The following is a 25,425-nucleotide window of genomic DNA, read 5'->3' on the forward strand; positions in this document are numbered from 1 at the left end:
ACGGGAAGACACGACAACGGGTGGCGACGTAGAAACCCTACGTCGCCACCCGTCGTGCTCAGGCCTGCGTGGCGGAACCACCGGCGGCGAGGATCTTGTCCTTGGCGCTGGTGGAGAACCGCTGTGCGGTGATGTCGATCTTGACGCCGCCGAGGTCACCGGTGCCGAGCACCTTGACCGGACGGTTCGGACGCACGGCACCCGCTGCCACCAGGTCGTCCACCGTCACGGTGCCGCCCTGCGGGAACAGCACGGAGAGTCGGTCGAGATTGACGACCTGGTACTCCGTGCGGAACGGGTTGGTGAATCCGCGCAGCTTCGGGAGCCGCATGTGCATCGGCATCTGGCCACCCTCGAAACCGGCGGGGACCTGGTACCGGGCCTTGGTGCCCTTGGTACCGCGACCCGCGGTCTTACCCTTCGAGCCCTCACCACGACCGACGCGGGTCTTCTTGGTGTGGGACCCCGGGGCGGGGCGGAGGTGGTGGACCCGCAGCGTGCGGGACGCCGGGGTCACCTCCTTCTCCTGCGACTGCTCAGCGGTCGCGCCGCTCTTCTTCGACTCTGCCATCAGTCGACCTCCTCGACCTTCACCAGGTGGTTGACGACCTGGATCATGCCGCGCACCTGGGCGTTGTCCTCACGGACCGTGACACGGCCGATCTTGCCGAGGCCGAGCGTGCGCAGCGTGTGACGCTGGTTCTGCTTGCCGCCGATCGCGGACTTGGTCTGCGTGACCTGGAGCTGCGCCATCAGGACACCCCCGCCGAGATCTTCGCGGCGGCCGCGGCACGGCCGGCGGCCTGGGCGCGCAGCAGCGGGGCGGGGACGACGTGCTCGAGCGGGAGACCGCGGCGAGCCGCGACGGCCTCGGGCTGCTCGAGCTGACGGAGCGCCTCCACCGTCGCGTGGACGATGTTGATCGCGTTCGACGAGCCCAGCGACTTGCTCAGCACGTCGTGGATGCCGGCGCAGTCGAGGACCGCACGGACCGGACCGCCCGCGATGACCCCGGTACCCGGGGACGCCGGGCGGAGGAAGACGACGCCGGCCGCTGCCTCACCCTGCACGACGTGCGGGATGGTGCTGCCGATGCGAGGGACGCGGAAGAAGTTCTTCTTCGCCTCCTCCACACCCTTGGCGATGGCGGCCGGAACTTCCTTGGCCTTGCCGTAGCCGACACCGACGGTGCCGTCGCCGTCGCCCACGACCACCAGGGCGGTGAAGCTGAAGCGACGACCACCCTTGACGACCTTGGCGACACGGTTGATCGTGACGACGCGCTCGACGAACTGGCTGCGCTCGGGCTCGCGACCGCCACGGTCACCGCGACGCTCACCGCCGCCGCGACGCTCGCCACGGCCGCCGGAACGGTCGTTCTCGTTGCTGCCACCGGTGGTCGGAGCGGCCCCGGCGGTCCTGGTGCGCTGCGGTGCAGCCATCAGCTGTTCCTCTCGTGCTTGCGGAAGGTCCTCACAGGGTCAGGCCTCCCTCGCGGGCGCCGTCAGCGACGGCGGCGACGCGGCCGTGGTAGGCGTTGCCACCACGGTCGAAGACCACGGTGGTGACACCGGCGGCGACGGCGCGCTTGGCGACCAGGCCACCGACGGCCTTGGCCTTGTCGACCTTGACGCCGGTGCTGGCGCGGAGGTCGGCCTCGAGCGTGGACGCCGACGCGAGCGTCGTGCCCGTCGCGTCGTCCACGATCTGGGCGACGATGTGCCGGGCCGAGCGGGTCACGACGAGGCGCGGACGCTCTGCCGTGCCGCTGAGGCGCTTGCGGATGCGGAGGTGGCGGCGCTTGCGTGCCTTCACCGTCGACTTGCCTGCCGACTTGATGGAGATCGCCATGGCTACTTACCAGCCTTTCCGACCTTGCGGCGGACCTGCTCGCCCGCGTACCGCACGCCCTTGCCCTTGTAGGGCTCCGGCTTGCGAATCTTCCTGATGTTGGCGGCGACCTCGCCGACCTGCTGCTTGTCGATGCCGGCCACCGAGAACTTGGTGGGCGACTCGACCGCGAACGAGATGCCCTCGGGCGCCTTGACGGTGACCGGGTGGCTGAACCCGAGCGCGAACTCGAGGTCACTGCCCTTGGCGACGACGCGGTAACCCGTGCCGACGATCTCGAGCTTCTTCTCATAGCCCTCGGTGACACCGGTGATCAGGTTCGACAGCAGCGTGCGCGTGAGGCCGTGGAGCGAGCGCGCGAGGCGCTCGTCGTTCGGACGCGTCACCACGAGCGTGCCGTCGGAGTGCGAGACCTCGATCGGCGACGGAACGGTGTGCGTCAGCGTGCCCTTGGGGCCCTTGACCGTGACGACGCGCTCCGCGAGGGAGACGTCGACGGCTGCCGGGACCACAACGGGGATCTTCCCAATGCGGGACATGGTTCCTCCCTTACCAGACGTAGGCGAGGACTTCCCCACCCACGCCCTTCTTGGCAGCCTGACGGTCGGTGAGCAGACCGGAGGACGTGGACAGGATCGCCACGCCCAGGCCGCCGAGCACCTTGGGCAGGTTCGTGGACTTGGCGTACACCCGGAGACCGGGCTTCGACACACGGCGCACACCGGCGAGCGAACGCTCACGGTGCGGGCCGAACTTGAGGTTCAGCACGAGGGTCTTGCCGACCTCGGCCTCCTCCTCGCTCCATCCCGCGATGTAGCCCTCCGCCTGGAGGATCTCGGCAATGTGCGACTTGAGCTTCGAGTACGGCATCTTGACCGACTCGTGGTACGCGGAGTTCGCGTTACGCAGACGCGTGAGCATGTCTGCGATGGGGTCTGTCATCGTCATCGGGCCTTCGCCCTTCCTCACCGTGGTTTCCCCCACCGATGACGGTGGGGACCTGCGGCGTAGTTGTTACCAGCTGCTCTTGGTGATGCCCGGGAGCTGGCCGGCGAGGGCCATCTCACGCAGGCAGATGCGGCACAGGCCGAACTTGCGGTACACCGAGCGGGGACGCCCGCAGCGGTTGCAACGCGTGTAGCCCCGAACGGCGAACTTCTGCTTGCCGGCGGCCTTCTGCACCAGGGCGGTCTTCGCCATGTCAGTTCTCCTTGAACGGGAAGCCGAGGTGGCGCAGGAGCGACCGGCCCTCGTCGTTGGTGGACGCGGTGGTGACCACCGTGATGTCCATACCGCGCACGCGGTCGATCGAGTCCTGGTCGATCTCGTGGAACATCGACTGCTCGTTCAGACCGAACGTGTAGTTGCCGTGGCCGTCGAACTGCTTGGGCGACAGGCCGCGGAAGTCACGGATGCGCGGCAGGGCGATGGAGACCAGACGGTCCACGAACTCCCACATGCGGTCGCCGCGGAGCGTGGTGTGCGCACCGATCGGCTGACCCTCGCGGAGCTTGAACTGCGCGATGGACTTGCGGGCCTTCGTGACCTGCGGCTTCTGACCCGTGATGAGCGACAGGTCGCGAACGGCGCCGTCGATCAGCTTGGAGTCGCGGGCCGCGTCACCGACACCCATGTTCACGACGACCTTCACGAGGCCGGGAACCTGGTTGACGTTGGCGAAGCTGAACTCCTCGCGCAGCGCGGGGATGATCTCCTCGCGGTAGCGGGTCTTCATGCGGGGTGCGACCTTGGGGGCGTTCTCGGCCTCGGTCGTCACAGTCGTCTCGGTCATCACACGTCCTTACCGGAGCGCTTGGCGATGCGGACGCGAACCGTACGCTTGCGGCCGTCGCGCTCGACTTCCTCGGTGCGGTAGCCGACCCTGGAGCCCTTCTTGGACTCGGGGTCGACCAGCATCACGTTGCTGATGTGGATCGGGGCCTCGACGGTCTCGATGCCACCGGTGCGGCTGCCGCGCTGCGACTGCGACACCTTGGTGTGCTTCGTGACGCGCTTGATGCCCTCGACCACCACGCGGTTGGTCTCGGTGAACACCTCGAGGACACGGCCCTGCTTGCCACGGTCCGCGCGGCTGCCGGAGATCACGACGACGAGGTCGCCCTTCTTGATCTTCGCCATAACTCAGATCACCTCCGGTGCGAGCGAAACGATGCGCATGAACTTCTTGTCACGCAGCTCGCGGCCCACCGGGCCGAAGATGCGCGTGCCACGGGGCTCGCCGTCCTGCTTGAGGATGACGGCCGCGTTCTCGTCGAAACGGATGTAGGAACCGTCGGGACGGCGGCGCTCCTTGCGGGTGCGCACCACGACCGCCTTGACGACGTCGCCACGCTTGACGTTGCCTCCGGGGATCGCATCCTTGACGGTGGCGACGATGACGTCGCCAATGCCGGCGTAGCGACGACCGGAACCGCCGAGAACGCGGATGCACAAGATCTCCTTGGCACCCGTGTTGTCGGCGACCTTGAGTCGCGACTCCTGCTGGATCATGAACCTGCTCCTGTCGTCGTGCCGGTTCTCGGCATGTGCCGGGCCTGGCCGAACGGATATTTACTGGTGGTCAGCGTGCCTTCTCGATGACCTCGACCACGCGCCACCGCTTGGTGGCGGAGAGCGGCCGCGTCTCCATGATGAGGACCAGGTCCCCGACGCCCGCGACCGAAACCTCGTCGTGAGCCTTGACCTTGGTCGTACGACGGATGACCTTGCCGTAGAGCGGGTGCTTGACCCGGTCCTCCAGCTCGACCACGACCGTCTTGTCCATCTTGTCGCTGACGACGTAGCCCTGCCGCGTCTTGCGGTCGGCTCGCGCCTCGTTCGTGGCGTCGTGCGCCACTGCGTCGTTCGTCATTGTCTCGCTCACTTCACGCTCGTCGGGGCGGTACGGATCCCGAGCTCACGCTCACGCAGGACCGTGTAGATCCGCGCGATGTCGCGCTTGACCTCCTTGAGGCGGCCGTGGCTCTCGAGCTGACCGGTCGCCGAGGCGAAACGCAGGTGGAACAGCTCGTCCTTGGCCTTGCGCAGCTCGACGACGAGACGCTCGTCGTCCATGCCGTCCAGCTCGGACGTCTGCAGGTCCTTCGAACCCACTGCCATCAGATGTCACCACCCTCGCGCCGCACGAAGCGGGTCTTCATCGGAAGCTTGTGCTGGGCGCGACGCATGGCCTCGCGAGCCAGCGGCTCAGGAACGCCGGCGAGCTCGAAGAGAACGCGACCGGGCTTGATGTTGGCGATCCACCACTCCACGGAGCCCTTGCCGGAACCCATGCGGGTCTCGGCGGGCTTCTTGGTCAGCGGGCGGTCGGGGTAGATGTTGATCCACACCTTTCCACCACGCTTGATGTGACGGGTCATGGCGATACGCGCGGACTCGATCTGACGGTTGGTGAGGTATCCACCCTCGACCGCCTGGATTCCGAACTCGCCGAACGAGATCGCGGTCCCGCCGGTGGCGGCTCCACGACGCTTCGGGTGGTGCTGCTTGCGGTGCTTGGTCCGCCTGGGGATCAGCATCGGGCTCAGGCCTCCGTTCCGGTGGCGGCGGTCTCCGTGGCCGGAGAAGCCTCAGCGGCAGGAGCGGCAGCCGGGGCGGCCGAGTCCTCACGACGGCCGCGCGGGCGGTCGTTGCGGTCACCACGGTCGGGACGCGGGCCACGGCCACGGGCCGGCGCGCCGGCCTGCTCCGCCGCGTACTCGAGCTCCGTCATGTTGCCCTTGTAGATCCAGACCTTGACGCCGATGCGACCGAACGTCGTCCGGGCCTCGAAGAAGCCGTAGTCGATGTACGCGCGCAGCGTGTGCAGCGGCACACGACCCTCGCGGTAGAACTCCTTGCGGCTCATCTCGGCGCCGCCGAGACGGCCGGAGCACTGCACCCGGATGCCCTTGGCGCCGGCACGCTGAGCGGACTGCATGCCCTTGCGCATGGCGCGACGGAACGCGACACGGCTGGCGAGCTGCTCGGCGATGCCCTGCGCCACGAGCTGGGCGTCCAGCTCGGGGTTCTTGACCTCGTGGATGTTCAGCGTGACCTGCTTGCCGGTGAGCTTCTCCAGCTCACCGCGCAGGCGGTCGGCCTCGGCGCCGCGGCGACCGATGACGATGCCGGGGCGAGCCGTGTGCAGCGTGACGTGCACGCGGTCACGGGTGCGCTCGATCTGCACCTTGGAGACACCGGCGCGCTCGAGGCCCGCCGACATCAGGCGACGGATCTCGACGTCCTCGCGGACGTAGTCGCGGTAGCGCTGACCCGGCTTGGTCGAGTCGGCGAACCACTTCGAACGGTGCTCGGTGGTGATACCGAGCCGGAACCCGAGCGGGTTGACCTTCTGGCCCATCAGCGAGCCCCTTCCTTCGGCGCCACGATCACAGTGATGTGGCTGGTGCGCTTGAGGACGCGCGCAGCGCGCCCCTGGGCACGCGGACGGATCCGCTTGAGCGTCGGGCCCTCGTCCACGTACGCCTCCGCGATGACGAGCTCGCTCGCGTCGAACCGGACGCTTGCGGCGTCGGCCTTCACACGAGCGTTCGCGATCGCGCTGGCGACGAGCTTGCGCACGTCGACGGCGGCGGCCTGCGGGGCGAACCCGAGCAGGGCAACTGCCTCCTCGGCTCGCTTGCCACGGATGGTGTCCACGACGCGGCGAGCCTTCTGGGGCGTGACGCGGAGATACCGCACCTGCGCCTTGGCTTCCATGTGTCTGTCCTTTTCTGGGACCGTCAGGGTCGTCACCGCGTCAGCGGCGACGAGCCTTGCGGTCGTCCTTGTCGTGTCCACGGTACGTGCGGGTCGGCGCAAACTCTCCGAGCTTGTGTCCGACCATCGACTCGGTGACGAACACCGGCACGTGCTTCCGGCCGTCGTGCACCGCGAAGGTGTGGCCGAGGAACTCCGGCGTGATCATCGAGCGGCGCGACCACGTCTTGATGACGTTCTTGGTGCCCTTCTCGTTCTGGACATCCACCTTCTTCTGAAGGTGTCCGTCGACGAAGGGGCCCTTCTTCAGGCTGCGAGGCATGCTTCGTACTCCCTATCAGCGCTTCTTGCCGGTACGCCGACGGCGCACGATGAGCTTGTCGCTCGGCTTGCCAGGACGGCGGGTGCGGCCTTCGGCCTGACCCCAGGGGCTGACCGGGTGGCGTCCACCGGAGGTCTTGCCCTCTCCACCACCGTGCGGGTGGTCGACCGGGTTCATGGCCACACCGCGGACGGTCGGGCGCTTGCCCTTCCAACGCATGCGGCCGGCCTTGCCCCAGTTGATGTTCGACTGCTCGGCGTTGCCGACCTCGCCGACGGTGGCGCGGCAGCGCACGTCGACGTTGCGGATCTCGCCGGACGGCATGCGCAGCTGCGCGTAGGGCCCGTCCTTCGCGACCAGCTGGACGGACGAGCCGGCCGAGCGGGCGATCTTGGCACCGCCGCCGGGACGGAGCTCCACGGCGTGGATGACCGTACCGGTGGGGATGTTGCGCAGGGGCAGAGCGTTGCCGGGCTTGATGTCGGCACCCGGGCCCTGCTCGATGCGGTCACCCTGACCGAGCTTGTTCGGCGCGATGATGTAGCGCTTCTCGCCGTCGGCGTAGTGCAGCAGCGCGATGCGCGCCGTGCGGTTGGGGTCGTACTCGATGTGAGCGACCTTGGCGGGCACGCCGTCCTTGTCGTGACGACGGAAGTCGATCACGCGGTAGGCGCGCTTGTGCCCACCACCCTTGTGGCGGGTGGTGATGCGACCGGTCGCGTTACGACCGCCGGTCTTGCTGAGCGGGCGCACGAGCGACTTCTCAGGCGTCGACCGGGTGATCTCGACGAAGTCGGCGACGGACGAACCGCGCCGGCCCGGAGTCGTCGGCTTGTACTTACGGATTCCCATGATCTAGGTCCTTCTCTTCTCGGGGCCGGGCGTCAGCCGACCGGTCCACCGAAGATGTCGATCGAGCCCTCGCGCAGCGTGACGATGGCGCGCTTGGTGTCCTTGCGCTTGCCGGTGCCCACGCGGGTCCGACGGGTCTTGCCCGTCCGGTTCAGCGTGTTGACGTCGGCGACCTTGACCCCGAACACCTGCTCGACCGCGATCTTGATCTCGGTCTTGTTGGCGCGGGGGTCGACGAGGAAGGTGTACTTGCCCGCGTCGAGCAGGCTGTAGCTCTTCTCGGAGACGACCGGCGCGATCAGGATGTCGCGCGGGTCCTTGCCGATGTCGCTCACTTGGCGTCCTCCTCGGTGATCTGCACGGGCGTGTGGATGGCGCCGGACAGGAAGGCCTCGAGCGCACCGGAGGTGAACACGACGTCGTCGTTGACGAGGACGTCGTAGGTGTTCAGCTGGTCCGGGCTCACGAGGTGGACCTCGACGACGTTGCGCAGGCTCAGCCACGCGGCGTCCTCGTCACGGCCCACGACGGCGAGCACGCGGTTCGCCGTGGAGACGGCGCGCAGAGCGGCCAGAGCGGCGCGCGTCGACGGCGTCTCCATCGAGAGGTCGGCGAGCACGTGCACGCGGCCGGCACGAGCCCGGTCGGAGAGGGCGCCACGAAGAGCGGCGGCCTTCATCTTCTTGGGGGTGCGCTGGCTGTAGTCGCGCGGCGTCGGTCCGTGGACCACGCCACCACCGGCGAACTGAGGTGCACGCGTCGAACCCTGACGGGCGCGGCCGGTGCCCTTCTGCTTGTAGGGCTTCCTGCCGCCACCGCGGACCTCGGCCCGGGTCTTGGTCTTGTGCGTGCCCTGGCGGGCCGCGGCGAGCTGCGCCACGACGACCTGGTGGATCAGCGGCACGTTCGTGGTCACGTCGAAAACCTCGGCGGGGAGGTCGGCGGTGCCGGCCTTCTTGCCGGTGGCGTCGATGACGTCGACGGAGGTCATGGTCACGCCCCCTTCACGGCGGAGCGGACGACGACGAGCGAGCCCTTGGGACCGGGCACGGGGCCCGCGACCAGCAGCAGACCGGCGGCGACGTCCACGGAGTGGATCGACAGGTTCTGGATGGTCTTGCGGGCGTGGCCCATGCGACCGGCCATCTTCATGCCCTTGAACACGCGCGACGGCGTCGAGGCGCCACCGATCGAGCCGGGCTTGCGGTGGTTGCGGTGTGCACCGTGGGAGGCACCGACACCGTGGAAGCCGTGTCGCTTCATGACGCCGGCGGTGCCCTTGCCCTTGGTGGTCCCGATGACGTCGACGCGTGCGCCGGCCTCGAACACCTCGGCGGTGAGCTCCTGGCCCGGCGTCACGTCGGTGACGGCCGTGCGGATCTCGACGACGTGGCGGCGCGGCGTGACGCCGGCCTTCTCGAAGTGGCCCTTGAGCGGCTGGGTGACCTTGCGCGGGTCGATCTGCCCGAACGCGAGCTGGACGGCGCTGTAGCCGTCGATCTCCTGCGTGCGGACGGCCGAGACCACGTTGGTGCCGACGCGGACGACCGTCACGGGGACGAGCTTGCCGGCGGCGTCCCAGACCTGGGTCATGCCGAGCTTCGTCCCGAGCAGCGCCGTCACGGCGGGGCTGGTGGTTGTGGAAGTCATTGTCGGATCCTCAGAGCTTGATCTCGATGTTGACGTCCGCAGGAAGGTCGAGACGCATGAGCGAGTCGACGGCCTTCGGCGTCGGGTCGATGATGTCGATGAGGCGCTTGTGCGTGCGCATCTCGAAGTGGTCGCGGCTGTCCTTGTACTTGTGCGGAGAACGAATGACGCAGTACACGTTCTTCTCCGTCGGCAGCGGCACGGGGCCGACCACCGTTGCACCGGCACGGGTCACCGTGTCGACGATCTTGCGCGCCGAGCTGTCGATGACCTCGTGGTCATAGGACTTCAGCCGGATGCGGATCTTCTGTCCCGCCATAGCTGTCTGACTCTCTCTCGTCGTTACCGCTCGTGAACTGCTGACCGACCCCCGCGCTCGGGCGTGTCGCGCTAGCGACGTACCCGGGCGGCGCACTCGCATGCTGCGAGCCGGTACTCGAGTCGGGGTCTGTGCGTCCGATCTCCCGGAGGGGGACCGAACGGCGATGGCTGCCGGGATCGAACACTCGGACGCGTGGCGCAAGGCGCAGCAGCAACGCCCGGATCTCTCCGGTCAGTTCGCCGTCTGCACGCAGAGCGCGCACGCACGAGTCTCGTTTCCACGAGGCAACCGTGACAGTCTGCCACAGGTGCCGGGATCTGGCCAATTCACGGGGCAGGTGGTTCTCGCCACTCCCCCGCCGCGCCCCCGGCCTCGCCCCTCGACGAGTGCCGGTGACGCACGAGGGCCCGGGAGCGTGTGCTCCCGGGCCCTCGTCACTGCGGCTCTCAGGTCCCGCGGTTGCGGGATCCGATCACTTGTTGATCTTGGTGACCTTGCCCGAACCGATGGTCCGGCCGCCCTCGCGGATGGCGAAGCCGAGGCCCTCCTCCATGGCGATCGGCTGGATCAGCTCGACCGACATCTCGGTGTTGTCACCCGGCAGAACCATGTCCGTGCCCTCGGGCAGGGTGATGACACCCGTGACGTCCGTGGTGCGGAAGTAGAACTGCGGGCGGTAGTTCGAGTAGAACGGGTTGTCGCGGCCACCCTCGGACTTGGACAGGATGTAGACCTGGCCCTCGAAGTTGGTGTGCGGCGTGTTGGTGCCCGGCTTCACGACGACCTGGCCGCGCTCGACGTCCTCACGCTTGATGCCACGGAGCAGGAGGCCGCAGTTCTCGCCGGCCCACGCCTCGTCCATCTGCTTGTGGAACATCTCGATGCCCGTGACCGTGGTCTTCTGGGCGTCGCGGATGCCGACGATCTCGACCTCCGAGTTGATCGGCAGCTTGCCGCGCTCGACCTTGCCGGTCACGACGGTGCCACGACCGGTGATCGTGAAGACGTCCTCGATCGGCATCAGGAACGGCTTGTCCATGTCGCGCTCGGGCTCCGGGACGGACTCGTCCACGGCGTCCATGAGCGCCTGCACGGTGGCGACCCACTCCGGGTCGCCCTCGAGGGCCTTGAGGCCGGAGACGCGCACCACGGGCGCGTCGTCGCCGTCGAAGCCCTGCGAGGACAGCAGCTCACGGACCTCCATCTCGACGAGCTCGAGGATCTCCTCGTCGTCGACCATGTCGGACTTGTTGAGCGCGACCAGCAGGTAGGGCACGCCGACCTGACGGGCGAGCAGGACGTGCTCACGCGTCTGGGCCATCGGGCCGTCGGTGGCCGCCACGACCAGGATCGCGCCGTCCATCTGCGCGGCACCCGTGATCATGTTCTTGATGTAGTCGGCGTGACCGGGCGCGTCGACGTGCGCGTAGTGACGCTTCTCGGTCTGGTACTCGACGTGCGCGATGTTGATCGTGATACCGCGCTGCTTCTCCTCGGGCGCCTTGTCGATCTCGTCGAAAGGCGTGAAGGGGTTCAGGTCGGGGTACTTGTCGTGCAGCACCTTGGAGATCGCTGCCGTCAGCGTCGTCTTACCGTGGTCAACGTGACCGATGGTACCGATGTTGACGTGCGGCTTGGTCCGCTCGAACTTGGCCTTCGCCACTGTCGTTCCTCCTGGAACTTGGGTAGTTGCTTCACCGTGCAGGTCTTCTGCTGGCGGTGTCCCTACGGGTCTGGATACTGATGGTGGAGCTGGCGCCCCGTGGGACTACTCGCCCCGGGTCTTCTTGATGATCTCCTCGGCAACGTTCCGAGGAACCTCGGCGTAGTTGCTGAACTGCATCGAGTACACAGCACGACCCTGGGTCTTGGACCGCAGGTCGCCGATGTAGCCGAACAGCTCCGACAACGGAACCAGTGCGCGGACAACCTTAACCCCGCTGGCGTCGTTCATCGACTGGATCATGCCACGGCGGGAGTTCAGGTCGCCGATCACGTCGCCCATGTACTCCTCGGGCGTCCGCACCTCGACGTCCATGATCGGCTCGAGGATGACCGGGTCCGCCTTGCGGAAGCCCTCCTTCGCGACCATGGAGCCGGCGATCTTGAACGCCATCTCCGAGGAGTCGACGTCGTGCGCGGCACCGTCGATGAGCGACGCCTTGACGCCGACCATCGGGAAGCCGGCCAGGACGCCCGCGCTGAGCGCGTCCTGGATGCCCGCGTCCACGCTCGGGATGTACTCGCGCGGGACACGACCACCGGTGACGGCGTTGACGAACTCGTACAGCTCGCCGTCCTCGGACTCCAGCGGCTCGAAGGTCACCTGGACCTTGGCGAACTGACCGGAACCACCCGTCTGCTTCTTGTGGGTGTAGTCGACCTTCTCCACCTTGCGGCGGATGGTCTCGCGGTAGGCCACCTGCGGCTTGCCGACGTTGGCCTCGACGTGGAACTCGCGACGCATGCGGTCGACGAGGATGTCGAGGTGGAGCTCGCCCATGCCCTTGATGACGGTCTGGCCGGTCTCCTGGTCGAGCATGACCTGGAAGGTGGGGTCCTCCTCGGCGAGCTTCTGGATGGCGACACCCAGCTTCTCCTGGTCACCCTTGGTCTTCGGCTCGATGGCCACCTCGATGACCGGGTCCGGGAACGTCATGGACTCGAGCACGATCGGGTTCTGCAGGTCGCAGAGGGTCTCGCCCGTGGTCACGTCCTTGAGCCCGATGAAGGCGTAGATGTGACCGGCGGTGGCCTCCTCGACCGGCATCTCCTTGTTGGCGTGCATCTGGAAGAGCTTCCCGATGCGCTCCTTCTTGCCCTTGGTGGCGTTGAGCACCTGGGACCCCGGGGTGATGCGCCCGGAGTAGATGCGCACGAAGGTGAGCTTGCCGAAGAACGGGTGCGTCGCGACCTTGAACGCCAGCGCCGAGAACGGCGCGTCGAGAGCGGCCGGGCGGGAGAGCGCGACCTCCTCGTCACGGACGTCGTGACCGACGACGTCGGGGACGTCGAGCGGCGAGGGCAGGTAGTCGATGACGGCGTCGAGCATGGGCTGGACGCCCTTGTTCTTGAACGCCGAACCGCACAGGACCGGGTAGGCCTGCGAGCTGATGGTCAGCTCGCGGATGCCCGCCTTGATCTCGTCGGTGGTGAGCTCCACTCCGCCCAGGAACTTGTCGAGCAGCGTGTCGTTGGCCTCGGCGACGGCCTCGAGGAGGTCGGCGCGGTACTGCTCCGCCTTCTCCTGCAGCTCGGCCGGGATCTCCTCGACGGTGTAGTTCGCGCCCATCGCGGTCTCGCCGCGCCAGAGCAGCGCGCGCATCTCGACCAGGTCGACGACGCCCTCGAACTCGCTCTCGGAACCGATCGGCAGCTGGATGACCAGCGGCTTCGCGCCGAGGCGCGAGATGATCGTGTCCACCGTGAAGTAGAAGTCGGCGCCGAGCTTGTCCATCTTGTTGACGAAGCAGATGCGCGGGACGTCGTACTTGTCGGCCTGACGCCAGACGGTCTCGGACTGGGGCTCGACGCCCTCCTTGCCGTCGAAGACGGCGACGGCGCCGTCGAGCACACGCAGGGAGCGCTCGACCTCGACCGTGAAGTCCACGTGACCGGGGGTGTCGATGATGTTGATCTGGTTCTTGTCCCAGAAGCAGGTGACGGCGGCGGACGTGATGGTGATGCCGCGCTCCTTCTCCTGTTCCATCCAGTCGGTCGTCGAGGCGCCGTCGTGCGTCTCGCCGATCTTGTAGTTGACGCCGGTGTAGAACAGGATCCGCTCGGTCGTCGTCGTCTTGCCGGCGTCGATGTGCGCCATGATGCCGATGTTGCGGACCTTGTTGAGGTCGGTCAGCACGTCCTGTGCCACGGGTGCTCGATTCTGGTCGGGATGAGCAGGAATGAGGTCACGCGCGAGCGCGACCGGGGTGGTGCGGGGGGCCGGCCCCACGGTTGCCCGCGGACCCGGCCGTCCCCGTGATCACCAGCGGTAGTGCGCGAAGGCCCGGTTCGACTCGGCCATCTTGTGGACGTCCTCGCGACGCTTCACCGCGGCACCGAGGCCGTTGGACGCGTCGAGGATCTCGTTCATGAGGCGCTCGGTCATCGTCTTCTCGCGACGCTTGCGCGAGTAGTCGACGAGCCAGCGCATGGCCAGCGCGGTGGCGCGGGCCGGGCGGACCTCGATCGGCACCTGGTAGGTGGTGCCACCGACGCGACGGGACTTGACCTCGAGCGCGGGGCGCACGTTGTCGAGCGCACGCTTGAGGACCGCGGCGGGGTCGCCCTGGGTCTTCTCGCGGACGCCCTCGAGGGCGTCGTAGACGATGCGCTCGGCGACGGACTTCTTGCCGTCGAGGAGGACGCGGTTGACGAGCTGCGTGACCGTCGGGGAGCCGTAGACCGGGTCGACGACGATCGGGCGCTTCGGGGCGGGGCCCTTACGAGGCATTACTTCTTCTCCTTCTTGGCGCCGTAGCGGCTGCGAGCCTGCTGACGACCACGCACACCCTGGGTGTCCAGCGCGCCGCGAACGATCTTGTAGCGAACACCGGGAAGGTCCTTCACACGGCCGCCGCGCACGAGCACGATGGAGTGCTCCTGCAGGTTGTGACCGACGCCGGGGATGTAGGCCGTGACCTCCATCTGGCTGGACAGCTTCACGCGCGCCACCTTGCGGAGAGCCGAGTTCGGCTTCTTCGGCGTGGTGGTGTACACGCGGGTGCAGACGCCGCGGCGCTGGGGCGAACCCTTGAGCGCCGGGGTCTTGGACTTGGTGACCTTGGGCGAGCGGCCCTTGCGGACCAGCTGCTGAATTGTGGGCACTGCTTCTCCGTCTCGAGATGACTGGGTGGAACGACGTGACTGCCTGCTGCCTGCCACGACGCCGCGCCCCTACGCTGGAGGCGGCTACCGGAGGCAACCCGAGGCCCTGGAGGCCGGGAGGACGCCGGTGGCTCGCAGCCACTCAGTGGCACCGGGCTCCGGCTCCCCCGGGATGAACCACGGGAGAGATCCGTCGCGAGCCTGTGTCACGCGCACGCAGGAGCCCGCACGTGCGGGCACCGCCGACAAATGTACCGCCGCTGCCGGGCGCCGTCAACCACTCCCCCAGGCTCCCCAGGCTCCCGGGGACCCCGGGGCTCCCTCGGTCCCTGCGCTCCCCGGGGACGACGGCGGCCCGCCACCTCCGCAGAGGTGACGGGCCGCCGTCGTGCTTGGAGCGGGCCGAGAGGCGCCGCCGGATCAGCGGTAGTCGTCGTACCCGCGTCCCAGGTCGAGCTCCTCGAGGGCGATCGCCTCGCCCGAGCCGGAGCCCAGCGGGAGGTAGTCGATCTCGTCGTAGCCGAAGGCCGGGTACAGCTCGGCCTTCGCCTCCTCCGTCGGCTCCACCGAGACGTTGCGGTAGCGGGCCAGGCCCGTACCCGCCGGGATGAGCTTTCCGAGGATGACGTTCTCCTTGAGGCCGAGCAGGGAGTCGCGGCGACCGCTCATCGCGGCCTCCGTCAGCACCTTGGTCGTCTCCTGGAAGGACGCCGCCGACAGCCACGAGTCCGTCGCGAGCGACGCCTTCGTGATACCCATCAGCTCCGGTCGACCGGAGGCGGGGGTCCCGCCCTCGGACACCACGCGACGGTTCTCGTCCTCGAACCGGCCACGCTCGGCGATCTCGCCGGGCAGGAGGTTCGCGTCACCCGAGTCGAGCACGGTCACGCGACGCAGCATCTGCCGCACGATGACCTCGATGTGCTTGTCGTGGATGTCCACGCCCTGGCTGCGATAGGTCTCCTGCACCTGGTTGACCAGGTGCTTCTGGACCGCCTGCGGACCGAGGATGCGGAGCACCTTCTTGGGGTCGACCGCACCGAAGACGAGCTGCTGCCCGACGACGACGTGGTCGCCGTCCGCGACGAGCAGACGCGCACGCTTGGTGATCGGGTAGGCGATCTCCTCGGTGCTGTCGTCCGGCGTGATGACCAGGCGACGGATGCGCTCGGAGTCGTCGATCGCCAGGCGGCCGGCCGCCTCGCTGATCGGCGCCTCACCCTTGGGGGTGCGGGCCTCGAACAGCTCCTGGACACGGGGCAGACCCTGCGTGATGTCCTCCGCGGCGGCGATACCACCGGTGTGGAACGTCCGCATGGTCAGCTGCGTGCCGGGCTCACCGATCGACTGCGCCGCGATGATGCCGACGGCCTCGCCGACGTCCACGAGCTTGCCGGTCGCGAGCGACCGGCCGTAGCACTTGGCGCACGTGCCCACGCGGGACGCGCAGGTCAGCACGGAGCGGATCTTGATCGTCTCGACGCCGGCGGCGACGAGCTTCTCGATCAGGACGTCGCCGACGTCGTCGCCCGCCTCGGCCAGCACGGAACCGTCGGAGTCGAGGACCTGGGTGGCCATCGTCCGCGTGTAGGCGCTGGTCTCGACGGTCTCGGCGCGGACGTTGTCACCGGTCGCGCCGTCCTTGACGGCGATCGTCGTGACGAGACCGCGCTCGGTGCCGCAGTCGTCCTCACGGATGATGACGTCCTGCGACACGTCGACCAGACGACGCGTCAGGTAGCCCGAGTCGGCGGTGCGCAGAGCCGTGTCGGCCAGACCCTTGCGAGCACCGTGCGTCGCGATGAAGTACTCGAGGACCGACAGGCCCTCGCGGTAGTTCGACGTGATCGGACGAGGGATGATCTCGCCCTTCGGGTTGGCCACGAGGCCACGCATACCGGCGATCTGGCGGACCTGCATCCAGTTGCCGCGCGCACCGGAGCCGACCATCCGCTGGATGGTGTTGCGCTCCGGGAAGCTCTCGCGCATCGCCGCGGCGACCTCGTCGGTCGCCTTGGTCCAGATGTCGATGAGCTCGGAGCGACGCTCCTCGTCCGTGATGAGACCACGCTCGTACTGGCCCTGGACCTTGGCGGCCTGGGCCTCGTGGATCTCGAGGATGGCCTTCTTGCCCTCGGGGGCGATGACGTCGCTGATGGCGATCGTGATGCCCGAGCGGGTGGCCCAGCTGAAGCCGGCCGCCTTGAGGGCGTCCAGGCTCGCGGCGACGGCGACCTTCGGGTAGCGCTCGGCGAGGTCGTTGACGATGACCGAGAGCTCCTTCTTGCCGACGACGCCGTTCACGAACGGGTAGTCCACGGGCAGCGTCTCGTTGAAGAGCGCGCGACCCAGCGTGGTGCCGAACAGCACGGCGTCACCCTCGGAGTGGCCCTCGGGCGCCTCCCAGTCGATCGGGGGCACCAGGTCCGTCATGCGGATGGTGACCTCGGCGTTCAGGTCGAGCTGGCCGCGGTCGAACGCCATGATCGCCTCGGCGATCGAGGAGAACTGGCGGCCCTCGCCGTCGGCCTCCTTCTTCTCGCTGGTCAGGTGGTGCAGACCGATGATCATGTCCTGCGAGGGCATGGTCACGGGGCGACCGTCGGACGGCTTGAGGATGTTGTTGCTCGACAGCATGAGGATGCGGGCCTCGGCCTGCGCCTCGGCCGACAGCGGCAGGTGGACGGCCATCTGGTCACCGTCGAAGTCGGCGTTGAACGCGCCGCAGACGAGCGGGTGCAGGTGGATCGCCTTGCCCTCGACCAGCTGGGGCTCGAACGCCTGGATGCCGAGACGGTGCAGCGTGGGTGCGCGGTTCAGCAGCACCGGGTGCTCCGTGATGACCTCCTCGAGGACGTCCCACACGACCGAGCGCGCGCGCTCGACCATGCGCTTGGCGCTCTTGATGTTCTGCGCGTGGTTGAGGTCCACCAGGCGCTTCATCACGAACGGCTTGAAGAGCTCCAGGGCCATCTGCTTGGGCAGACCGCACTGGTGCAGCTTCAGCTGCGGGCCGACGACGATGACCGAGCGGCCCGAGTAGTCGACGCGCTTGCCGAGCAGGTTCTGGCGGAAACGCCCCTGCTTGCCCTTGAGCATGTCGGAGATCGACTTCAGCGGACGGTTGCCGGGGCCCGTGACGGGGCGACCACGACGGCCGTTGTCGAACAGCGCGTCGACGGCCTCCTGGAGCATGCGCTTCTCGTTGTTCACGATGATCTCGGGCGCACCGAGGTCGAGCAGACGCTTGAGGCGGTTGTTGCGGTTGATCACGCGGCGGTACAGGTCGTTGAGGTCGGAGGTCGCGAAGCGGCCACCGTCCAGCTGGACCATCGGACGGATGTCCGGCGGGATCACGGGGATGCAGTCCAGCACCATGCCCATGGGCGAGTTGGTCGTCGTCATGAACGCGTTGACGACCTTGAGGCGCTTGAGGGCACGGGTCTTGCGCTGGCCCTTGCCGCTGCGGATGATCTCGCGCAGGTTCTCGGACTCGGCCTCGAGGTCGAACGTCTCGAGGCGGCGACGGATCGCCTGGGCGCCCATCGAGCCGGAGAAGTACTGCCCGTAGCGCATCTCGAGCTCGCGGTAGAGCAGCTCGTCGCCCTCGAGGTCGGCGACCTTGAGGTTCTTGAAGCGGTCCCACACGCGCTGCAGCCGGTCGAGCTCGGCGTCGCTGCGCTTGCGGATCTGCGCCATCTCGCGCTCGGCGGAGTCGCGGACACGACGGCGGGCGTCGGCCTTGGCCCCCTCGGCCTCGAGCGTGGCGAGGTCGGTCTCGAGCTTCTTGGCGCGCGCGTCGACGTCGAGGTCACGACGCTTGGTGATCGCGTCGCGCTCGATGTCGATCTCGTTCTGCAGGCTCGGCAGATCGGTGTGGCGCTTGTCGGCGTCGACGTCCGTGATCATGTACGCCGCGAAGTAGATGACCTTCTCGAGGTCCTTCGGAGCGAGGTCGAGCAGGTAGCCGAGGCGCGAGGGAACGCCCTTGAAGTACCAGATGTGCGTGACGGGCGCAGCGAGCTCGATGTGGCCCATGCGCTCGCGGCGAACCTTGGAGCGCGTGACCTCGACACCGCAGCGCTCGCAGACGATGCCCTTGAAGCGCACGCGCTTGTACTTGCCGCAGTTGCACTCCCAGTCCCGGGTCGGACCGAAGATCTTCTCGCAGAAGAGTCCGTCCTTCTCGGGCTTGAGGGTGCGGTAGTTGATCGTCTCGGGCTTCTTGACCTCGCCGTGCGACCAGGTGCGCACGTCCTCGGCCGATGCAAGGCCGATCCGCAGCTCGTCGAAGACATTGACGTCGAGCAAGGTGTCCTACTTCCTTCGGTGTGTCACCGGTAAGTCGATACTTGTGATCTGCCACCCGCCGTCCCGGGGCGCGCATCGTGCGCGCCCCGGGACGTCGTGGCTCAGATCTCTTCGACGCTGCTGGCGTCGGGGCGACGGGAGAGGTCGATACCGAGCTCCTCAGCAGCGCGGTAGACCTCCTCGTCGGTGTCACGCATCTCGATGATGGTGCCGTCGGCGGAGAGGACCTCGACGTTCAGGCAGAGCGACTGCATCTCCTTGATGAGCACCTTGAAGGACTCGGGGATGCCGGGCTCCGGGATGTTCTCGCCCTTGACGATCGCCTCGTAGACCTTCACGCGGCCGGGGACGTCGTCGGACTTGATCGTGAGGAGCTCCTGGAGCGCGTAGGCGGCGCCGTACGCCTCGAGCGCCCACACCTCCATCTCGCCGAACCGCTGACCACCGAACTGCGCCTTACCACCCAGCGGCTGCTGCGTGATCATCGAGTACGGACCGGTCGAACGAGCGTGGATCTTGTCGTCGACCAGGTGGTGCAGCTTGAGGATGTACATGTAGCCGACCGCGACCGGCTCGGGGAACGGCTCGCCGGAGCGACCGTCGAAGAGCCGGGCCTTGCCCGTGGAGTTGATCAGACGGACGCCGTCGCGGGTGACGAGCGTGGAGTCGAGGAGACCCGCCAGCTCGTCCTCTCGGACACCGTCGAACACCGGCGTGGCCACGGTCGTGCCCGGAGCACCCTTGAGGTTCTCCGGGGGCAGGTTCTTCGCCCACGAGGGCACCTTGCCGGCCTTGGCGTCGGCGATGCCGGCGTCCCAGCCCGTCTTGGCCACCCAGCCGAGGTGCGTCTCCAGGACCTGGCCGACGTTCATCCGGCCGGGCACGCCCAGCGGGTTGAGCACGACGTCGAGCGGCGTGCCGTCCTCCAGGAACGGCATGTCCTCGATCGGCAGGATCTTGGAGATGACGCCCTTGTTGCCGTGACGACCGGCGAGCTTGTCACCGTCGGTGATCTTGCGTCGCTGCGCGATGTAGACGCGCACCAGCTGGTTCACGCCGGGGGGCAGCTCGTCGCCGTCCTCGCGGTTGAACTCGCGCACGCCGATGACCGTGCCGGACTCGCCGTGGGGCACCTTGAGGGAGGTGTCGCGCACCTCGCGCGCCTTCTCGCCGAAGATGGCGCGCAGCAGGCGCTCCTCCGGGGTCAGCTCGGTCTCACCCTTGGGCGTGACCTTGCCGACCAGCACGTCGCCGGCGCCGACCTCGGCACCGATGCGGACGATGCCGCGCTCGTCGAGGTCCGCGAGGACCTCCTCGGAGACGTTCGGGATGTCCCGCGTGATCTCCTCCGGGCCCAGCTTGGTGTCGCGCGCGTCGACCTCGTGCTCCTCGATGTGGATCGAGGAGAGCACGTCGTCGGCGACGAGACGCTGGCTCAGGATGATCGCGTCCTCGTAGTTGTGACCCTCCCACGACATGAACCCGACCAGCAGGTTCCGGCCGAGCGCGAGCTCGCCCTCGTCGGTGGCGGGACCGTCCGCGAGGACCGAGCCGACCTCGACCCTGGCGCCCTCGTCGACCAGCACGCGCTGGTTGTAGGAGGTGCCCTGGTTCGAGCGCTGGAACTTCGCGACCCGGTACGTGAAGGACGTGGCGTCGTCGTGCGCGACGGTGATCGCGTCGGCCGAGACCTCGGTGACGACACCGGCCTTGGTGGCCACGATGACGTCGCCGGCGTCGACGGCGGCGCGCCGCTCCATGCCGGTGCCCACGAGCGGGGCCTCGGAACGGACCAGCGGAACGGCCTGACGCTGCATGTTCGCGCCCATGAGGGCGCGGTTGGCGTCGTCGTGCTCGAGGAACGGGATCATCGCGGTCGCGACCGACACCATCTGGCGCGGCGAGACGTCCATGTAGTCGACCTCGGCGGCCGGCACGAGCTCGGTCTCGCCACCGCGGGTGCGGACCAGGACGGTCGCCTCCGCGAAGCTGGACTTCTCGGTCAGCGGCGCGTTGGCCTGCGCGATGACGTAGCGGTCCTCGTCGTCGGCCGTCAGGTAGGTGACGTCGTCGGAGACGACGCCGTTCTCCTGCACCTTGCGGTACGGCGTCTCGATGAAGCCGAACGGGTTGATGCGCGCGTACGTCGCGAGCGAGCCGATGAGGCCGATGTTCGGACCCTCGGGGGTCTCGATCGGGCACATGCGGCCGTAGTGCGACGGGTGGACGTCACGGACCTCCATCGAGGCGCGGTCACGGGAGAGACCACCCGGGCCGAGGGCCGAGAGACGCCGCTTGTGCGTCAGGCCCGCGAGCGGGTTGTTCTGGTCCATGAACTGCGACAGCTGGCTCGTGCCGAAGAACTCCTTGATGGAGGCGACGACCGGCCGGATGTTGATGAGGGTCTGCGGCGTGATCGCCTCGACGTCCTGCGTCGTCATGCGCTCGCGCACGACGCGCTCCATCCGCGACAGACCCGTGCGGACCTGGTTCTGGATGAGCTCGCCCACGGCGCGGATGCGACGGTTGCCGAAGTGGTCGATGTCGTCCGTCTCCACCACGACCGTGGTGCGGGCGTCGGCCGGGCCGACCTCGACCTCGTCGACACCGCGGTGCAGCGCGGCGAGGTACTTGACCGTGGCGACGATGTCGGCGACCTGGAGGACGGACTCGGTGAGCTCGGCGGAGCGACCGAGCTTCTTGTTCAGCTTGTAGCGGCCGACCTTCGCGAGGTCGTAGCGCTTGGAGTTGAAGTAGAAGTTGTCGAGCAGCGCCTGACCGGCCTCGACCGTCGGGGGCTCGCCCGGACGCGTCTTGCGGTAGATGTCGACGAGCGCCTCGTCCTGCGTGTTGACCGAGTCCTTCTCCAGGAGCTCGAGCACGACGGGGAACTCGGCGAACTCCTCGCGGATCTCCGACTCGGTCATGCCGAGCGCCTTGAGGAAGACGGTGACCGACTGCTTGCGCTTGCGGTCGATGCGGACGCCGACGGCGTCGCGCTTGTCGATCTCGAACTCCAGCCACGCACCGCGGCTCGGAATCATCTTGGAGGTGAAGACGTCCTTGTCGGAGGTCTTGTCCGCGATGCGCTCGAAGTACACGCCGGGCGAACGGACGAGCTGCGAGACGACCACGCGCTCGGTGCCGTTGATGACGAACGTGCCGCGCTCGGTCATGAGCGGGAAGTCGCCCATGAAGACCGTCTGCGACTTGATCTCGCCGGTGGTGTAGTTGACGAACTCCGCCGTCACGAACAGGGGCGCGGAGAAGGTGAAGTCCTTCTCCTTGCACTCCTCGGCCGTGAACTTGGAGGGCTCGAAGCGGTGATCGCGGAACGACAGCGACATGGAGCCGCCGAGGTCCTCGATCGGGGAGATCTCCGCGAAGATCTCCTCCAGCCCGGACGAGGCCGGCACGGACTGGTTGCGCTTGGCAGCCTCCTCGACACGAGCGCGCCAGCGCTCGTTGCCCAGGAGCCAGTCGAAGCTGTTGGTCTGGAGGCCGAGCAGGTCAGGCGCCTGCATGGGCTCGGAGATCTTGGCGAAGGAGACCCTTCGCGAAGCAGTGCGGTTGGCGATGGCGTCAGCGATCGAAGGGTTGCTCGAGGCAGCCAAGAGGGATCCTTCCCTACGAAAAGGGTGTTCTCAGACGAGGTTCTGCTTACCCCAGGGTCCGCCGTCGATGTCCGATCCGGGGCCATGTGGGCACCGGGGACGTGGCATCACGGAGTGGAAGAGTGGGCTGGGGGCACAGGACAGCGCAAAGCGCGAGCATACCCACGAATCTGGGCACGGTCAAACCCCGCCCCCGGGGAGGCCTGTGGGCCTCCTGCTCGACCGTCCGGGAGGGCGTCGTCGATCACCCGGGAGCCGTGCGTGCACGTCGTCGTGCGACACGCAGTCTGCCCCACGCGGGGGCTCCGCGTCGAGAGGTGCGGGGTCACGGCGCGTCGCGACCGCTCCTCCGCGCACCCTGCAACGCCGGCAGGGCCCGTACCGCGTGCGGTACGGGCCCTGCTGGTCGTGCTGCGGCCGGGGCCGCGGGAGATCGCGAGGGGCGATCAGATCACTTGACGGTGACCGACGCGCCGGCGCCCTCGAGCTGCTCCTTGGCCTTGTCGGCGGCCTCCTTGGTGGCGCCCTCGAGGACGGGCTTGGGAGCGCCGTCCACCAGGTCCTTGGCCTCCTTCAGACCGAGACCGGTGAGGGAGCGCACCTCCTTGATGACCGCGATCTTCTGCGCGCCGACGGCGTCCAGGATGACGTCGAACTCCGTCTGCTCCTCGACCTCCTCGGCGGCGGCGCCGCCGGCAGCGGCGGGGGCGGCAGCGGCGGCCGGGGCCGCAGCGGTGACCTCGAAGACCTCTTCGAACTGCTTCACGAACTCGGAGAGCTCGAGGAGCGTGAGCTCCTTGAAAGCGTCAATGAGCTCGTCGGTGGTGAGCTTCGCCATGATCGGCGTTCCTTCCTGTAAGTGTCCCAGCGCGTGCTGCGCGAGTACTGGTGTTGGTGTCTGACGACGACCGACCCGGGTGGGTCAGGCGGCGTCCGCCTGCTTCTCGCGCAGGGCGTCGATGGTGCGGACCGCCTGCGACGCGGGAGCGGTGAAGAGGTAGGCGACCTGGTAGAGCTTCGCCTTCATCGCTCCGGCCGCCTTGGCCAGCAGGACCTCGCGGGACTCGAGGTCCGCGAGGGCGGTGATGTCGGCAGGAGAGATCTCCTTGCCGTCGAGCACACCGGCCTTGACGACCAGTGCGGGGTTGGCCTTGGCAAAGTCACGCAGACCCTTGGCCGCGGTCACCGGGTCACCGGTGACGAACGCGATGGCCGAGGGACCGGACAGCTTCTCGGCGAAGCTCTCCAGACCGGCCTCGCGAGCCGCGATCGCGGTCAGCGTGTTCTTTGCCACGGCGTAGTGCGCATCCGACCCGAGGGCCTTGCGCAGAGCCTTGAGCTGAGCGACCGTCAGGCCGCGGTACTCGGTGAGCACCGCCGCGTTCGAGTCGTGGAACAGCTGCGTCAGCTCGGCAACGGCTGCTGCCTTGTCCGGCCTCGCCATGGCATTCCTTTCCGATGGTGACCGCCACCGTGACCACGAAAAAAGCCCCGTGCGCAGGCACGGGGCTCGGATCCGGCGCTGGGCGCCGCAGTCGTTGCTCGAACCTGCGCAGGCTTCCCGTGGGAACTTCGCTCCGGCTGCTCGCTCTCACGCGCAACCGATGACCGGCGGTCTGGGGTACGGCGACAACAGTACACGTCGCGCAGACCGATCCTGACCACGTGTCGGACCGCGGCTCAGGCGCCCGCTCCGCCGTGCCTACCGAATACGCACCCATCCCGCACCTCCTCCGCACCGAACACCCGGTGACAGCGTGAACCACGTCACGCCGGAACAGGTCCGGCACGAACAAGGAGCGACCCATGACTTCCAGCCCGAACCGCCTGATCGCCGCCATCTTCGGCGCTGTGTACCTGCTCGTCGGCCTCGCCGGCTTCGCCGTCACCTCCGGCGCCCAGTTCGCCGGCACCGAGGGCGGGACCCTCATCGTCTTCGAGGTCAACCCGCTGCACAACATCGTCCACCTCGCCATCGGCGCGGCCCTTCTCCTCGGCTCCCGCACCGTCGCCGGCGCCAAGGGTGTCAACACCACCGTCGGTGCCGTCTACCTGCTCGTCGGCGTCGTCGGCCTGTTCCTGCTGGACTCCGGCGCGAACATCCTCGCCCTCAACGGCGCGGACAACGTGCTGCACCTCGCCAGCGCCGTGCTGCTGCTCGGCGTCGGGCTGACGCAGGACCGCGGTGTCACCCCCGCCGGCACGCGGGCCGCGTGATCTCGGCATGACCTCGCAGGCCCCCACGTCCTCGGGCACCCCCAGCGGCGTGGTCGTGACCGCGCTGCTGGGGCTGGGGGCCGCCATGCTCCTGCTCGCCGCCGTCCCGGGCATCGCCCGGGACGGCGAGGGCACGACCGCCTCCGTCGTCCTCCTGGCGCTGGTCCTGGTCCTGGGGCTCGCCGCCCTCACCTGGTCGCTGGCGTCGCTCCGCCGCGGCGCGGTGCTCCTCCCCCGCGCCGTCGTCGCCTCCACCTTCGCCACGACGGCGCTCGGCGTCGTCGCGTACACGGTCGCGCAGCCCGTGCTGCTGCTCGTGCTGCCCGGGGTCCGCCTCCCCGGTGCCGACGACTACGCGACCGCCGCCCTGCTGCTCCTGACCGCCTTCGGCGTCGTCCTGGTCGCACGGGGCGGCGCCGCCGCGGAACCGGCCGCCGACGGGCCCGCCCGTCCGCGCGCCGGGCGCCGCCTGCTGGCCCTGGCCGCGGGCGCCGCCGTCGTCGGGGCGCTCGTCACCCCCGGCCTCGCCGCGTCCGCCGCCGGCGACTACGCCGTCCCGCACGGCGAGCACGGCTCCCCGGCCGCCGAGGCCGAGGCGGCCGCCACCCCGCGCCCGCAGGCCTCCTACCTCGATCCCGCGCGATCCGGTCGACCGCCGGTCGTGCAGGTGCACGGCGGTCACTGACCAGCATCGGTCGCGACGTCGGCGACGCCGGCTCGGACGCACGACGAACGGC

General features: G+C 68.3%; 31 protein-coding genes. 2 read left to right on the top strand and 29 right to left on the bottom strand.

The window, feature by feature from the left end; translation table 11 throughout:
- Positions 1 to 58: 58 nt before the first annotated feature.
- From rplO to rplJ, 29 genes are all read right to left on the bottom strand, one after another.
- Entirely contained in the window at positions 59 to 571 is a 513-nt protein-coding gene (gene rplO, locus SERN_RS02585; RefSeq protein ID WP_135848541.1) for a 50S ribosomal protein L15, read from the bottom strand.
- Positions 571 to 753: a 50S ribosomal protein L30 gene (rpmD, locus tag SERN_RS02590; protein ID WP_135848542.1), complete on the bottom strand. Its 183-nt coding sequence runs from the start codon at positions 751 to 753 to the stop codon at positions 571 to 573. Before rpmD ends, rplO begins: the two co-directional genes overlap by 1 nt.
- Positions 753 to 1,442: a 30S ribosomal protein S5 gene (rpsE, locus tag SERN_RS02595; protein ID WP_135848543.1), complete on the bottom strand. Its 690-nt coding sequence runs from the start codon at positions 1,440 to 1,442 to the stop codon at positions 753 to 755. The genes rpmD and rpsE overlap by 1 nt, the downstream gene beginning before the upstream one ends.
- Before the next feature lie 31 nt (positions 1,443 to 1,473).
- Positions 1,474 to 1,851 (bottom strand): 50S ribosomal protein L18, encoded by a 378-nt coding sequence (gene rplR, locus SERN_RS02600; RefSeq protein ID WP_135848544.1) that lies wholly within the window; start codon positions 1,849 to 1,851, stop codon positions 1,474 to 1,476.
- Between the two features lie 2 nt (positions 1,852 to 1,853).
- On the bottom strand, positions 1,854 to 2,390 hold the full coding sequence (gene rplF / locus SERN_RS02605) for a 50S ribosomal protein L6 (RefSeq protein WP_135848545.1): 537 nt from the start codon (positions 2,388 to 2,390) through the stop codon (positions 1,854 to 1,856).
- Positions 2,391 to 2,400: 10 nt separating this feature from the next.
- Complete coding sequence (rpsH, locus tag SERN_RS02610; RefSeq protein ID WP_135848546.1) at positions 2,401 to 2,799, bottom strand: 30S ribosomal protein S8; 399 nt, start codon at positions 2,797 to 2,799, stop codon at positions 2,401 to 2,403.
- A 66-nt stretch (positions 2,800 to 2,865) separates the two neighbouring features.
- Complete coding sequence (locus SERN_RS02615; RefSeq protein ID WP_109228841.1) at positions 2,866 to 3,051, bottom strand: type Z 30S ribosomal protein S14; 186 nt, start codon at positions 3,049 to 3,051, stop codon at positions 2,866 to 2,868.
- A gap of 1 nt (position 3,052) precedes the next feature.
- A complete protein-coding gene (gene rplE / locus SERN_RS02620) occupies positions 3,053 to 3,643 on the bottom strand; it encodes a 50S ribosomal protein L5 (protein ID WP_135848547.1) in 591 nt (196 codons plus the stop codon).
- Positions 3,643 to 3,990, bottom strand: coding sequence for a 50S ribosomal protein L24 (gene rplX, locus SERN_RS02625; protein WP_135848548.1), 348 nt, complete (start codon positions 3,988 to 3,990; stop codon positions 3,643 to 3,645). The genes rplE and rplX overlap by 1 nt, the downstream gene beginning before the upstream one ends.
- 3 nt (positions 3,991 to 3,993) lie before the next feature.
- Complete coding sequence (rplN, locus tag SERN_RS02630) at positions 3,994 to 4,362, bottom strand: 50S ribosomal protein L14 (RefSeq protein ID WP_135848549.1); 369 nt, start codon at positions 4,360 to 4,362, stop codon at positions 3,994 to 3,996.
- A gap of 70 nt (positions 4,363 to 4,432) precedes the next feature.
- Positions 4,433 to 4,723, bottom strand: a complete 291-nt coding sequence (gene rpsQ, locus SERN_RS02635) for a 30S ribosomal protein S17 (RefSeq protein ID WP_135848550.1) — start codon at positions 4,721 to 4,723, stop codon at positions 4,433 to 4,435.
- Between the two features lie 8 nt (positions 4,724 to 4,731).
- Positions 4,732 to 4,971: a 50S ribosomal protein L29 gene (gene rpmC, locus SERN_RS02640; RefSeq protein WP_135848551.1), complete on the bottom strand. Its 240-nt coding sequence runs from the start codon at positions 4,969 to 4,971 to the stop codon at positions 4,732 to 4,734.
- Positions 4,971 to 5,390, bottom strand: coding sequence for a 50S ribosomal protein L16 (gene rplP / locus SERN_RS02645; protein ID WP_135848552.1), 420 nt, complete (start codon positions 5,388 to 5,390; stop codon positions 4,971 to 4,973). The genes rpmC and rplP overlap by 1 nt, the downstream gene beginning before the upstream one ends.
- 5 nt (positions 5,391 to 5,395) lie before the next feature.
- On the bottom strand, positions 5,396 to 6,214 hold the full coding sequence (gene rpsC, locus SERN_RS02650; protein WP_135848553.1) for a 30S ribosomal protein S3: 819 nt from the start codon (positions 6,212 to 6,214) through the stop codon (positions 5,396 to 5,398).
- A complete protein-coding gene (rplV, locus tag SERN_RS02655) occupies positions 6,214 to 6,573 on the bottom strand; it encodes a 50S ribosomal protein L22 (protein ID WP_135848554.1) in 360 nt (119 codons plus the stop codon). Before rplV ends, rpsC begins: the two co-directional genes overlap by 1 nt.
- A gap of 40 nt (positions 6,574 to 6,613) precedes the next feature.
- On the bottom strand, positions 6,614 to 6,895 hold the full coding sequence (gene rpsS / locus SERN_RS02660) for a 30S ribosomal protein S19 (RefSeq protein WP_109228850.1): 282 nt from the start codon (positions 6,893 to 6,895) through the stop codon (positions 6,614 to 6,616).
- 15 nt (positions 6,896 to 6,910) lie between these two features.
- Positions 6,911 to 7,747: a 50S ribosomal protein L2 gene (gene rplB / locus SERN_RS02665; RefSeq protein ID WP_135848555.1), complete on the bottom strand. Its 837-nt coding sequence runs from the start codon at positions 7,745 to 7,747 to the stop codon at positions 6,911 to 6,913.
- 32 nt (positions 7,748 to 7,779) lie between these two features.
- Positions 7,780 to 8,082 (bottom strand): 50S ribosomal protein L23, encoded by a 303-nt coding sequence (gene rplW / locus SERN_RS02670; protein ID WP_135848556.1) that lies wholly within the window; start codon positions 8,080 to 8,082, stop codon positions 7,780 to 7,782.
- Entirely contained in the window at positions 8,079 to 8,738 is a 660-nt protein-coding gene (rplD, locus tag SERN_RS02675; protein WP_135848557.1) for a 50S ribosomal protein L4, read from the bottom strand. Before rplD ends, rplW begins: the two co-directional genes overlap by 4 nt.
- A 2-nt stretch (positions 8,739 to 8,740) precedes the next feature.
- The gene (gene rplC, locus SERN_RS02680; RefSeq protein ID WP_135848558.1) at positions 8,741 to 9,397 is read right to left on the bottom strand and encodes a 50S ribosomal protein L3; all 657 of its coding nucleotides are present in this window, start codon (positions 9,395 to 9,397) and stop codon (positions 8,741 to 8,743) included.
- Positions 9,398 to 9,407: 10 nt separating this feature from the next.
- Complete coding sequence (gene rpsJ, locus SERN_RS02685) at positions 9,408 to 9,716, bottom strand: 30S ribosomal protein S10 (RefSeq protein WP_109228855.1); 309 nt, start codon at positions 9,714 to 9,716, stop codon at positions 9,408 to 9,410.
- Positions 9,717 to 10,191: 475 nt separating this feature from the next.
- Complete coding sequence (tuf, locus tag SERN_RS02690) at positions 10,192 to 11,382, bottom strand: elongation factor Tu (RefSeq protein ID WP_135848559.1); 1,191 nt, start codon at positions 11,380 to 11,382, stop codon at positions 10,192 to 10,194.
- A 105-nt stretch (positions 11,383 to 11,487) separates the two neighbouring features.
- Positions 11,488 to 13,590 carry an elongation factor G gene (fusA, locus tag SERN_RS02695; protein WP_135848560.1) on the bottom strand — a complete coding sequence of 701 codons (2,103 nt, stop codon included), beginning with the start codon at positions 13,588 to 13,590 and terminating at the stop codon, positions 11,488 to 11,490.
- 111 nt (positions 13,591 to 13,701) lie between these two features.
- Positions 13,702 to 14,172: a 30S ribosomal protein S7 gene (rpsG, locus tag SERN_RS02700; protein ID WP_135848561.1), complete on the bottom strand. Its 471-nt coding sequence runs from the start codon at positions 14,170 to 14,172 to the stop codon at positions 13,702 to 13,704.
- Entirely contained in the window at positions 14,172 to 14,546 is a 375-nt protein-coding gene (gene rpsL / locus SERN_RS02705) for a 30S ribosomal protein S12 (protein ID WP_135848562.1), read from the bottom strand. The genes rpsG and rpsL overlap by 1 nt, the downstream gene beginning before the upstream one ends.
- A gap of 420 nt (positions 14,547 to 14,966) precedes the next feature.
- Complete coding sequence (locus SERN_RS02710) at positions 14,967 to 18,857, bottom strand: DNA-directed RNA polymerase subunit beta' (protein WP_135848563.1); 3,891 nt, start codon at positions 18,855 to 18,857, stop codon at positions 14,967 to 14,969.
- A 101-nt stretch (positions 18,858 to 18,958) separates the two neighbouring features.
- A complete protein-coding gene (gene rpoB / locus SERN_RS02715; protein ID WP_135848564.1) occupies positions 18,959 to 22,471 on the bottom strand; it encodes a DNA-directed RNA polymerase subunit beta in 3,513 nt (1,170 codons plus the stop codon).
- A 451-nt stretch (positions 22,472 to 22,922) separates the two neighbouring features.
- A complete protein-coding gene (gene rplL / locus SERN_RS02720; RefSeq protein ID WP_135848565.1) occupies positions 22,923 to 23,309 on the bottom strand; it encodes a 50S ribosomal protein L7/L12 in 387 nt (128 codons plus the stop codon).
- A gap of 84 nt (positions 23,310 to 23,393) precedes the next feature.
- Positions 23,394 to 23,915, bottom strand: a complete 522-nt coding sequence (rplJ, locus tag SERN_RS02725) for a 50S ribosomal protein L10 (protein WP_135848566.1) — start codon at positions 23,913 to 23,915, stop codon at positions 23,394 to 23,396.
- A 362-nt stretch (positions 23,916 to 24,277) separates the two neighbouring features.
- Here rplJ and SERN_RS02730 point away from each other — a divergent pair, with 362 nt between their 5' ends.
- Both SERN_RS02730 and SERN_RS02735 read left to right on the top strand, forming a co-directional pair.
- The gene (locus SERN_RS02730; RefSeq protein WP_135848567.1) at positions 24,278 to 24,688 is read left to right on the top strand and encodes a DUF4383 domain-containing protein; all 411 of its coding nucleotides are present in this window, start codon (positions 24,278 to 24,280) and stop codon (positions 24,686 to 24,688) included.
- A 7-nt stretch (positions 24,689 to 24,695) separates the two neighbouring features.
- Positions 24,696 to 25,373, top strand: a complete 678-nt coding sequence (locus SERN_RS02735) for a hypothetical protein (RefSeq protein WP_135848568.1) — start codon at positions 24,696 to 24,698, stop codon at positions 25,371 to 25,373.
- The last annotated feature ends 52 nt before the right edge of the window (positions 25,374 to 25,425 follow it).

The sequence above is a fragment of the Serinibacter arcticus genome (assembly GCF_004786095.1).
GTDB lineage: Bacteria > Actinomycetota > Actinomycetes > Actinomycetales > Beutenbergiaceae > Litorihabitans > Litorihabitans arcticus.

Coding starts and splice junctions, on each gene's coding strand:
- rplO (WP_135848541.1), bottom strand. CDS start 571: ATGGCAGAGTCGAAGAAGAGCGGCGCGACCGCTGAGCAGTCGCAGGAG.
- rpmD (WP_135848542.1), bottom strand. CDS start 753: ATGGCGCAGCTCCAGGTCACGCAGACCAAGTCCGCGATCGGCGGCAAG.
- rpsE (WP_135848543.1), bottom strand. CDS start 1,442: ATGGCTGCACCGCAGCGCACCAGGACCGCCGGGGCCGCTCCGACCACC.
- rplR (WP_135848544.1), bottom strand. CDS start 1,851: ATGGCGATCTCCATCAAGTCGGCAGGCAAGTCGACGGTGAAGGCACGC.
- rplF (WP_135848545.1), bottom strand. CDS start 2,390: ATGTCCCGCATTGGGAAGATCCCCGTTGTGGTCCCGGCAGCCGTCGAC.
- rpsH (WP_135848546.1), bottom strand. CDS start 2,799: ATGACGATGACAGACCCCATCGCAGACATGCTCACGCGTCTGCGTAAC.
- SERN_RS02615 (WP_109228841.1), bottom strand. CDS start 3,051: ATGGCGAAGACCGCCCTGGTGCAGAAGGCCGCCGGCAAGCAGAAGTTC.
- rplE (WP_135848547.1), bottom strand. CDS start 3,643: ATGACCGAGACGACTGTGACGACCGAGGCCGAGAACGCCCCCAAGGTC.
- rplX (WP_135848548.1), bottom strand. CDS start 3,990: ATGGCGAAGATCAAGAAGGGCGACCTCGTCGTCGTGATCTCCGGCAGC.
- rplN (WP_135848549.1), bottom strand. CDS start 4,362: ATGATCCAGCAGGAGTCGCGACTCAAGGTCGCCGACAACACGGGTGCC.
- rpsQ (WP_135848550.1), bottom strand. CDS start 4,723: ATGACGAACGACGCAGTGGCGCACGACGCCACGAACGAGGCGCGAGCC.
- rpmC (WP_135848551.1), bottom strand. CDS start 4,971: ATGGCAGTGGGTTCGAAGGACCTGCAGACGTCCGAGCTGGACGGCATG.
- rplP (WP_135848552.1), bottom strand. CDS start 5,390: ATGCTGATCCCCAGGCGGACCAAGCACCGCAAGCAGCACCACCCGAAG.
- rpsC (WP_135848553.1), bottom strand. CDS start 6,214: ATGGGCCAGAAGGTCAACCCGCTCGGGTTCCGGCTCGGTATCACCACC.
- rplV (WP_135848554.1), bottom strand. CDS start 6,573: ATGGAAGCCAAGGCGCAGGTGCGGTATCTCCGCGTCACGCCCCAGAAG.
- rpsS (WP_109228850.1), bottom strand. CDS start 6,895: ATGCCTCGCAGCCTGAAGAAGGGCCCCTTCGTCGACGGACACCTTCAG.
- rplB (WP_135848555.1), bottom strand. CDS start 7,747: ATGGGAATCCGTAAGTACAAGCCGACGACTCCGGGCCGGCGCGGTTCG.
- rplD (WP_135848557.1), bottom strand. CDS start 8,738: ATGACCTCCGTCGACGTCATCGACGCCACCGGCAAGAAGGCCGGCACC.
- rplC (WP_135848558.1), bottom strand. CDS start 9,397: ATGACTTCCACAACCACCAGCCCCGCCGTGACGGCGCTGCTCGGGACG.
- rpsJ (WP_109228855.1), bottom strand. CDS start 9,716: ATGGCGGGACAGAAGATCCGCATCCGGCTGAAGTCCTATGACCACGAG.
- rpsG (WP_135848561.1), bottom strand. CDS start 14,172: ATGCCTCGTAAGGGCCCCGCCCCGAAGCGCCCGATCGTCGTCGACCCG.
- rplL (WP_135848565.1), bottom strand. CDS start 23,309: ATGGCGAAGCTCACCACCGACGAGCTCATTGACGCTTTCAAGGAGCTC.
- rplJ (WP_135848566.1), bottom strand. CDS start 23,915: ATGGCGAGGCCGGACAAGGCAGCAGCCGTTGCCGAGCTGACGCAGCTG.
- SERN_RS02730 (WP_135848567.1), top strand. CDS start 24,278: ATGACTTCCAGCCCGAACCGCCTGATCGCCGCCATCTTCGGCGCTGTG.
- SERN_RS02735 (WP_135848568.1), top strand. CDS start 24,696: ATGACCTCGCAGGCCCCCACGTCCTCGGGCACCCCCAGCGGCGTGGTC.